This is a genomic window from Aliiglaciecola aliphaticivorans (genome assembly GCF_054782055.1).
This window is the reverse complement of the sequence record NZ_BAAGTF010000014.1, coordinates 131,309-139,657: the sequence shown is the minus strand read 5'-3', so window position 1 is coordinate 139,657 and position 8,349 is coordinate 131,309. Positions and strand designations below refer to the sequence as shown.

The window sequence follows — 8,349 nt, the reverse complement described above, 5'->3', positions numbered from 1 at the left end:
TTGTTTATAAATGTTGGAATACAAGAACTCCCTATGATGAGTCAAAGTATTTAAAAGCGCTGAAAGAGAGAAATTCTCCGCTATTGGCAACATAAAACACTTGTTGAATGACTCAGGGCGTGATGCGGACATTGATAAAACCTGTATTATCGCAACTTCGAGAAAATCTATCGGTGGCACCTTCAAGCCCAATCATTTAACTTTTAGGCCAAATTTATGAATAGCATCATTCTGTCTAAGCATTTATTCAAAAAGGCTATAGAAGCCTACTCACCAAGCGATGTATTTTCTCATGGTATTACAGTATCCCTACTTCAAGATGCTGCCGAAATGTTGATTTGGCACATTGCAAAATACCGTAATATTGACATAAAGCCTAAAGATGGTTTCGTATCTCTAATTAATAATATTGACAGTCAACATGGCGGGGTTGATTTAAAACCTCAAATATTTGAGCTAAACAGCGCAAGAGTGAATTTTAAGCATTATGGTAACATTCCGTCCAACGTTGACGTTCCCAAATACATAGAGAGTTGCAAACAGTTTTTAATACTTAACTCTCACAAAATTGGTGTGGATTTTCAGACTATTTCATCAGCAGATGGTGTAGTTAATGAGAAAATTAGAGGTTGTCTCAAGTTATCAGAAAAACATCTTGAAAAAGAACATTATGACAAGGCTCTTACACAGAGTAGCATTGCTTTCCAAGAGCTTGAGCGTATTGCTTCTAATAAAGTAGGTATAGGTAGTTTGTCATTGGATGACATCAGATATTCGCATGATATTTGGCCTATCGACACTAGAGATTCAGCACGAGATTTTACTCATAAAATTGCAAATCTTTTCGAAAAAGTTGCAGAGAGGTTTTCTTTGGCACAATTTGGTTATTCTCTTGAACATGTTTTATCTATCAAAAGTATGTGTGTTCAAGTAAACATCTCAGAGAGTGGTAATATCCTTGGCACCGTTTCTTCCAATAATACTAGAGAAGAACCTGACGCAATTCGATATATAAATGAGTTTGTAATAGAGGCATCAAGAAAAATATAGAAGGTATTAAACCACTTTGCCTGTATAGAAATGCTCGTTTAACCTTGATCATTCGAAACAGCTCGAACGTCCGCAAATGGCACGGAGCCGTCTGTAAGTTTTGGTCAAGCTCTTCATATAGAAAGTGTAAGGTTGAGCTCAGACTAATTCAATTATAGCTGTTAACACCAAGCGATTCTGTCGTACTTTAATTACCACGCGATTCTGTCGTAGTCACTAATTACCAAGGGAATTTGACGGTTATCTTTTAACCGTGTTTCTTCTGTGTTTTTACATGGGAGAGACGCTAAGGATGATCATGTTAAATTCCAAAGCTCAACTTACTGTTGATGTCATTGCCAAAGTGGCTGAAAATAAAATTACTATTGATAATGCAACCAAACTCCTGAATAAATCTAGACGCACTGTCGAACGTTATTTGCAGAGATATCGTGAAATGGGTATTCGTTTTGTTGTACATGGCAATACGGGTAATGCGCCAGTCAATAAAACGCCTGATTCATTAAAACGCGTGGTTCAATCACTAATTCGCGACAAGTATTACGATGTGAACTTGCTTCACCTTGGAGAGTTATTGCTGGCCAATGAACACATCACCGTAAAGCGTGAGACCCTGCGTAAATGGGCACATGACATTCACCATGTAAAACGGGCTAAACGCAGACGTGGACGCGTTCACAAGCGCAGGGAGCGTATGGAAACCACTGGTTTAATGATGCAAATGGATGGCAGCACACATCGTTGGTTCGGCACAAAGAAGTCATGCCTTATTGCTATGATTGATGATGCCAGCAGCGAGCTTTATGCCGAGTTTTTTCCTTCTGAAATGACGGCAGGCTGCTTGAAAGTGCTACGTTCAGTCATTGAGAATCGTGGTGTATTTAAAACACTCTACGTAGATCGTGCAGGAATCTTCGGCGGTCCTAAACGCTGTAACTTCTCGCAGATGCAACGGGCTTGCGAAGAGTTGGGTATAGAAATCATCTTCGCGAGTTCTCCTCAAGGTAAAGGGCGTATAGAGCGTGCCTTTGATACCCTTCAGGATAGACTGATACCCGAGCTGCGGCTGAACAACATCAGTGATATGTCTGGTGCAACCAGCTATCTGCAACACGTGTTTATCCCGCAGTTCTGGCACAAGCAACTCACCGTTGAATCCAAGGGTAACGAGTCGAGCTTTACGCCCTTATCTCCTCATATTAATCTTGATGATATTTGCATAGCGAAGGAATACCGTAAGATCCGTAATGATCATACCTTCAGCTACGGCAATACGTTTTACTTTATTGATTCCCCCATTAAGCACTCAATCGCCCATCAGAAGATTGAGATACGAAAAGGGAAAGGTAAACAGTTTGACGCCTTCTTCGCTGGTCGAAAATTGCAGGTATCGGAGGTCACTGAGCCAACAAAGGCATCGTTAGAAGATATTGAAATCCAGAAAAAACTGGATGTACTGGCGTTGGCAGACAAACTGGGTAATGTGGCTGAAGCATCACGCCTCAGTGGTGTATCGCGTGAAACTATTTACCAACATCGAAAGCTAATTCAGAAAGGCGGTATTGACGCACTGAAACGCCAAAAAACGCCAAACCTGCATCACAAAAACCGCACTGAAAAGGCCATTGAACAAATCGTTATTGAGTTCTCTCTGGCAAATCCACACTTCGGTCAGCAACAAGTGTCGAGACTACTAAAATCTGAGAAAAACGTCACGATACACGGGAGCGGTGTTCGGAATATCTGGCTGAGGGAAAAGATGAATACTACTGAGCTTCGATTGAGAAAATCTCAGTTCAAAAAACAAACGGCCTGATGGCCGTTTGGACTATTAAACATCAAGCTCCATTACAACACCGTCTTCCTCATCTTCTTCAGTCACAATAAAACCAAACTGTGAATAGAATTTGCGCATTGCATGATGACCGGGCATATAGAGTATGGTGATTTTTTTACACTCTGGAATTGCTTTCATTTCATTAATTACCAGTTCTGTAGCGATTTTGCCAATACCTTGACCTTGATAGTTAACATCAACCATGAACTGAGCAATATAAAACTCATCTGGTAGTCCCTCTTCAAGCTCCTGATAATATTGCATAAAACCGACTACTTTATCGTCAAGATATATTGCTCGATTAACGTAATGGGGGTAAAAACTGGACTCAGCAATAGACTCTGAATTTAAAGCTACGTAATCTTCTTGCTCTTTAGTAATCTCTAAATGAATCACATCAAGCCAATTGTCTTTCGTAACTTCACGCAAACTTACATTCATAAAATTCCCTTTTATTTCTAGATTAGGAGTGCTTATATCTGGGTGAAATGAAAAAAAACAATACGTTACTTGAGGAGATTCGATTACTGCGTGCTATAGTGTTTACGTCAAAATCGCTTGGTACTTTTGCCGTCAAGTTCCCTTGGTAATCACACTAATTCAATTATAGCGAGCTCTTGGGTTTTGCACGCTAGAGCTGCCTTAAACTGATTAGAACGGATTATTTCATATGAATAATTTAGTCTTTTAATCTTTAATTAAATAATCACACTTAGCCAGCTCTGGTGCTAAAGGTTCTGGGTAAATTGCAGTTTTGAATCCCATAGATTCATATAATTTTTTAGCCACTTTATTGTGCGGCCATACAAACAATGAGAAGCCGCTAGTTGCTACTAACTCAGCTCCTAGAGTCATCATATAAATAACGAGCTGTCTTCCAATTCCACTCCCTCGCATCTGAGGATTAACAATTAAGCGCGCTAAATGACATCGCCCCATTCGCTCGTAACATTGTCCAAAAGCAAGTAGGTTGTTTTTGTCATCAATTAACTTATAACTCAATCCATGCTCTAACTTAGTTTCTTTGACTAAACTGTGGGAGCTAATCGGGAAAGACATATTAGGTCCTCCCCAATCACGAACCTCATCAAGACTTTTAAACCAGTCGCAAAGGTTGGCGACATCCCTTTCAGTTGCCGCGACTAAGCTTAACGGTAAAGTGTTCTTATCCATTTTTCTTCATTGATAAACGCCCAACTCCAATCTTTCCATTTTTCATCTAACCCAGCATCTATAACATCTTCAACGGGCAACCCATTTATTTTCAATTGTTTAACTTGCGCAGAAGTTTGTTTAATCATATCCACAAACGCTTGCAACTGCGCCTTATTGCCTAATGGACCGTGCCCTGGAATAATTTTTGTGTCGTCATTAATCATGCTAATAAGCTTCTCAACACCCGCAATATATCCCTTTACTGAGCCGCCGCTATCAATATCGATATAAGGAAAAAGACCATTAAAAAATAGGTCTCCGGTGTGCAAAATATTGGCTTTTTCAAACATAACCACACTATCGCCATCGGTGTGGGCATTGGATAAATGCATCACTTTGAGCGTGTCACCGTTAAAATGAAAGGTAACGCCTTGGGAATAAGTGACGACTGGCAATTCAGAATGTTTATGTTCTTCTTTGTCTAGAAGTCTTATACGCACATTATCGTGAGCAAAAATGGTGGCATCTTTCACTTCTTTCATATACGCATTAGAACCAGTGTGATCCCCATGATAGTGAGTATTGATCACATATCTTAATTTGTCTTTAAGAATGGAATCTAGGGCTGCTGAGATTTTCTCTGCCATGGGCTCGTATTGGTCATCTATAATAAGCAGTCCGTCATCGCCCGCTGATACGCCAATATTTCCCCCCATCCCCGTAAGCATATAAACAGAACCGCCCAAATTTTCAGATTTCATGGTAACGTCCTCAGGACTATTTTGAGCATAGCCAGAGGTAGTGAAAAATCCAGTTAAGAGAAACATCAATAAAAGAACGTGTTTACGCATTTTTCTATCCTTTTTGTTTAGTCAGTTTTGAATATTAAGATACCAAGTTTTCGTTAGTATTTAACGACAATTGAACCCAATTTGCTTAGAAGTTTAGACTTCATGGATGTTAAACTAGTACTTTCTCAATTTGCTAATGACATAATTACTTAGAGTGGCGCTAGAATGAATAAATTGCAAAATAAGTTAACCTTTTTATCTATTGTTTTAGGTTTATTAGGAGCTTTGTATGTCAACTTTTATGTTCCAGCCACTTGGGTCGAATCAAGAATTCAATACCAAACCTACCAAACCGAGCAAGGGCAATGGGCGTACGTAAAGCAAGGTAGTGAACAAATTATTAGCGCGGTTACCCCTTACGAGCAATCACCACTGGCCCAACATAAACTAGATTTACTTACCACAGAGCCAGAGATGAAAGAACAGTGGGTGGTGATCTCGGAAGTGGGTCAAAACCCTATTTTACTTAGAGCAGATTATCACTTTAAAGTGTGGTCTTTATTACCAGCATTCATTGCAATTGCCTTGTGTTTAATAAGTCGAGAACCTTTACTCGCCTTGTTTAGCGGAATAGTAGTAGGGGCATTTATGCTAGGTAAGTTTGATATAAGCCAAGACGTGTTGATACCGAATATGGCTACCACAGACGCTGCGTCCATCCTAATATTGTATTTATGGTTGCTGGGCGGTCTGATGGGAATTTGGTCCAAAACCGGGGCGGCTCAAGCATTTGCAGAAATGATGAGCCAGCGTTTTGTGACAGGTCCGCGCTCAGCGAAGCTAGTTACCTGGATGTTAGGAGTGTTATTTTTCCAAGGCGGCACCATGAGCACCGTATTAGTGGGTACAACCGTCAAACCTATGGCAGATAAAGCCAATGTAAGCCATGAGGAACTGAGTTACGTAGTTGACTCAACCGCTTCGCCTATCGCTGCAGTACTCGCCTTTAATGCTTGGCCAGCTTATATTCAGGCTTTCATATTTGTACCTGGCGTCGCCTTTTTAGCCACGGAAAGCGACCGAATTTCGTTCTTCTTTTCCAGTATCCCATTCAGTTTCTATGGTATTTTTGCGGTAATTGGTACCCTCCTTCTTAGTTTAGAGTTTACTGTATTCTCTGGAAAGCCAATTCGTAAAGCCATTTCTAGAGCTCGATTAACAGGCCAGCTAGATGCCCCTGACGCCTCCCCCATTAGTGCCAAAGAGCTGCAAGAAACGAGTGTTCCTGAAGGGTATAGCCCTCACTGGATAGAATTTGTTTTTCCGTTAATCAGCCTAATCGGAATTGCCGTGGTGACATTCATAATAACGGGGACGCCTCAGATTCATTGGGCATTTGGTGGAGCGCTATTAATCGCAGTGCTGATTGCCATAGTCAAAGGTATGCAAATTCGAGAAATGCTTAATGGCCTAGGCATAGGGTGGAAAGGGGTAGTTGTTGCTTCGGTCATTTTGATGTTGGCGATAACCATAGGCACTATCAGTAAACAACTTGGTGGCGGAATATATTTAGTGGACTTATTAGGCGAACAAATGCCTTTCTGGATCCTGCCAGTGGTTCTACAATTACTCACTATGCTCATTGCTTTTTCCACAGGAACCAGTTGGGGAACCTTTGCCATTGCTTTTCCCTTAGCCATGCCTTTGGTTTGGGACATTTCTCAAAATGAAATGTTAGCTAACCCGGAAGTGTTCATGATGATTTGCTTTGCTGCAGTGCTCAATGGCAGTGTCTATGGCGACCAATGTTCACCAATATCTGATACCACCATTCTTAGTTCGATGACAACGGGATGTGATTTAATGGATCATGTAAAAACGCAAATAGTGCCAGCCACATTCGCCGCCACAATCGCAGCGGTTTTATGGACGTTATGCGCACTGTTTATGAGTTAATCCTAGGCACCCAATCCAGTCTAAAGGTTGGGTGCGCTTCCATCGACTCACTTTACTCTTCCAAGAATCTAAAGCGCGGAACGGATTGTCCATCAATCACCACCTCTTCGGTAAACATCTCCAACGGCCTCACCCACAAGCCACCATCACCATACAGAGGACGATATACTACTAATTCGGATTCATCTTCAGAATGTTTCGCCACTCCAATCACGTCGTAATCATTACCCTTATAATGACGATACTTACCTGTTTTTAGCATACTTATCCTTCTTCGGTTAATTGAGATGTGCTTGCCGCTTTGATTCGCCAAACTTGCCACGACAGCAAAATTATCTGACAGCAAATAATAATAAAGCTAGTTAACATAAGTCCTTGCCAGCCCAATGCGAAAAGCAATGCTCCCGCCCCTAACGAAGCAAGTCCTTGGGCACTAAATACCGCAAATTCATTGACACTCTGAACTTGGAATTTTTGGTTAGCTGTATGCGATTGTGGCAACAATACTGTCCCACCTAAAAACAAGAAGTTCCAACCGATACCCAGTAAAATTAATGCGCTCCAATAATTGATCAAATGGCTATCGATGGAACCTGCGATGATAGTCAACAAATAGATGAACAAACCGGCCCAAATTACTCGATATACGCCAAGCTTAGCAATTAATACCCCACTAAATATTGATGGTAAATACATGGCTAATATATGACTTTGGATCACCCACTTTGCCTGCTCTAAACTATGATGGGTATTCACATGCATGTGCACAGGTGTGGCCGTCATAATAAAGCTCATTAACGCATAACCCACAACAGATGCAGAAACAGCGATGATAAATGAGGGTTTGCATAACACATCGCTAATATCCACTTTTTGCCGTTGCGCCTTAGGGATAGGTTTGTGGGTCTCGGTAAATAAACAGAACAATCCAAAACAGAGCAAACAAAGCACGCCCATTAATACAAATGATCCAACATAGGCGATGGGCAAGAGTTGATTGCCGAAGGTAGCCAGTTCCGGACCTATGATGGCTGCAGCTAAGCCCCCAAGTAACACAGTTGATGCGGCTTTAGGGGCGCGTTCAAGATCCACAGACTCCATGGCCGCAAAACGAATTTGCTGGAATCCCGAAATCGCTACCCCGAGTAAAAATGTAGCCAATAAAAACAGCTTGAAATGCGCAATGTAAATACTTAATGCAGCGAGCAAGCAAGCGAAACAGGCAAGCAGAGCAACAGTCAAGAAAACCAATTTACGACCCAGTTTGCCCATAGCTCGAGTAACGGGTAACACCCCAGCAGCGGTTCCAATAATCATCATAGCCACAGGCAGAGTGGCAAGCCCTTGGGAAGGAGCGAGCTTAGTGCCAACAAGGCCACCAACCATAACCATCATCGCCCCGGCACTCATGGCAAAGGCGAGTATTAAGGTCAAAATCCAGACATTACGAGGCAGGGAAAACAAGGAGGCAATTACCCAATAAAATAAAATAAGCTATTCAAAATAACATAGCTTGGCAAAAAACGGTTAAACAAAATTACTAAACAATTCTCCAACGAG

Annotated in this window: 8 protein-coding genes; 3 read left to right on the top strand and 5 right to left on the bottom strand. The window is 41.3% G+C overall.

Annotated features, from left to right (window positions below; genetic code table 11):
• Positions 1–216: 216 nt before the first annotated feature.
• On the top strand, positions 217–1,050 hold the full coding sequence (locus ACYVIL_RS08235) for a hypothetical protein (protein WP_460312158.1): 834 nt from the start codon (positions 217–219) through the stop codon (positions 1,048–1,050).
• A gap of 292 nt (positions 1,051–1,342) precedes the next feature.
• A complete protein-coding gene (locus ACYVIL_RS08230; RefSeq protein ID WP_460312157.1) occupies positions 1,343–2,866 on the top strand; it encodes an ISNCY family transposase in 1,524 nt (507 codons plus the stop codon).
• Between the two features lie 15 nt (positions 2,867–2,881).
• Here the strand turns inward: ACYVIL_RS08230 and ACYVIL_RS08225 are convergent, their stop codons facing one another.
• The 3 genes from ACYVIL_RS08225 to ACYVIL_RS08215 all read right to left on the bottom strand — a co-directional run bounded on the left by ACYVIL_RS08225 (position 2,882) and on the right by ACYVIL_RS08215 (position 4,893).
• The gene (locus ACYVIL_RS08225; protein ID WP_460312156.1) at positions 2,882–3,316 is read right to left on the bottom strand and encodes a GNAT family N-acetyltransferase; all 435 of its coding nucleotides are present in this window, start codon (positions 3,314–3,316) and stop codon (positions 2,882–2,884) included.
• A 258-nt stretch (positions 3,317–3,574) separates the two neighbouring features.
• Positions 3,575–4,060: a GNAT family N-acetyltransferase gene (locus tag ACYVIL_RS08220; protein WP_460312155.1), complete on the bottom strand. Its 486-nt coding sequence runs from the start codon at positions 4,058–4,060 to the stop codon at positions 3,575–3,577.
• Positions 4,036–4,893: an MBL fold metallo-hydrolase gene (locus ACYVIL_RS08215; protein ID WP_460312154.1), complete on the bottom strand. Its 858-nt coding sequence runs from the start codon at positions 4,891–4,893 to the stop codon at positions 4,036–4,038. The genes ACYVIL_RS08220 and ACYVIL_RS08215 overlap by 25 nt, the downstream gene beginning before the upstream one ends.
• A gap of 165 nt (positions 4,894–5,058) precedes the next feature.
• On the opposite strand from ACYVIL_RS08215, the gene ACYVIL_RS08210 reads away from it, so the two are divergent.
• A complete protein-coding gene (locus tag ACYVIL_RS08210) occupies positions 5,059–6,789 on the top strand; it encodes a Na+/H+ antiporter NhaC family protein (RefSeq protein WP_460312153.1) in 1,731 nt (576 codons plus the stop codon).
• Positions 6,790–6,841: 52 nt separating this feature from the next.
• On the opposite strand, the gene ACYVIL_RS08205 is transcribed toward ACYVIL_RS08210, so the two are convergent.
• Both ACYVIL_RS08205 and ACYVIL_RS08200 read right to left on the bottom strand, forming a co-directional pair.
• Complete coding sequence (locus tag ACYVIL_RS08205; protein WP_460312152.1) at positions 6,842–7,051, bottom strand: DUF1653 domain-containing protein; 210 nt, start codon at positions 7,049–7,051, stop codon at positions 6,842–6,844.
• Between the two features lie 2 nt (positions 7,052–7,053).
• Positions 7,054–8,223: an MFS transporter gene (locus tag ACYVIL_RS08200; protein ID WP_460312151.1), complete on the bottom strand. Its 1,170-nt coding sequence runs from the start codon at positions 8,221–8,223 to the stop codon at positions 7,054–7,056.
• Between the last annotated feature and the right edge of the window lie 126 nt (positions 8,224–8,349).

What these genes read in the sequence shown, in the direction of transcription:
- ACYVIL_RS08235 (WP_460312158.1), top strand. Translation starts at nt 217, where the DNA reads ATGAATAGCATCATTCTGTCTAAGCATTTATTCAAAAAGGCTATAGAA.
- ACYVIL_RS08230 (WP_460312157.1), top strand. Translation starts at nt 1,343, where the DNA reads ATGATCATGTTAAATTCCAAAGCTCAACTTACTGTTGATGTCATTGCC.
- ACYVIL_RS08220 (WP_460312155.1), bottom strand. Translation starts at nt 4,060, where the DNA reads ATGGATAAGAACACTTTACCGTTAAGCTTAGTCGCGGCAACTGAAAGG.
- ACYVIL_RS08215 (WP_460312154.1), bottom strand. Translation starts at nt 4,893, where the DNA reads ATGCGTAAACACGTTCTTTTATTGATGTTTCTCTTAACTGGATTTTTC.
- ACYVIL_RS08210 (WP_460312153.1), top strand. Translation starts at nt 5,059, where the DNA reads ATGAATAAATTGCAAAATAAGTTAACCTTTTTATCTATTGTTTTAGGT.
- ACYVIL_RS08205 (WP_460312152.1), bottom strand. Translation starts at nt 7,051, where the DNA reads ATGCTAAAAACAGGTAAGTATCGTCATTATAAGGGTAATGATTACGAC.